Source organism: Neisseria sp. P0021.S007 (assembly GCF_051956855.1).
Genome location: NZ_JBQCXA010001007.1, coordinates 1 through 550 on the forward strand (window position 1 = coordinate 1; position 550 = coordinate 550).

Consider the following 550-nt stretch of genomic DNA (forward strand, 5'->3'; position numbering starts at 1 on the left):
GCGGACGGCCGAGGATTTTGTAAATGTCGTCTTTGCTCAGACCCGGTTTCATCTGTTCGAGTTCATCGGCGGTCGGGAATGTGCCTTGGTTTTTGTTGAAGGTTACGGAGTAGGGTTTCGGAAAGACGGGGTTGTCCGTCGTTCCGTCGGCTTTAACGTGGCTTTTGCCGGCACAGGCTGACAATACGGCTGCGGCGGCGAGGTAAAGGGCGGTTTTGGCAATGCGGGACGTTTTCATGGTTAATCCTTTTTGGTGGCGGCAGTTTTGGTCAGACAGCCGTTGCATGGTCAAGATTCGATGTTATCCGTGCGCCGCCGTTTTCATTCTGATGACATTTATTGTCACTTTGTAACAATTTCATACGGACATAAATGGAAGCGATGATATATCGTCTTCAGGCAAGCGTGTGTTTGGCACGGGTAAAATCGCGTTACTGGTTGTTTCTTTTGATGTTTAATCACATCTTTGATGAAACGTAAATTTCTCGCTTGAATTTCATGCAAGTTTTATGCCAATCTTTTCAAAAAGGTCGTCTGAAAACCGTATTTC

At 46.5% G+C, this 550-nt stretch carries 1 protein-coding gene; it reads right to left on the minus strand.

Translation table 11 applies throughout. The features are described from left to right. Positions 1-238: outer membrane protein assembly factor BamE domain-containing protein (bamE, locus tag ACTHUR_RS17225; protein WP_440399926.1), on the minus strand; the 238-nt coding region annotated here is incomplete at its 3' end. Between the last annotated feature and the right edge of the window lie 312 nt (positions 239-550).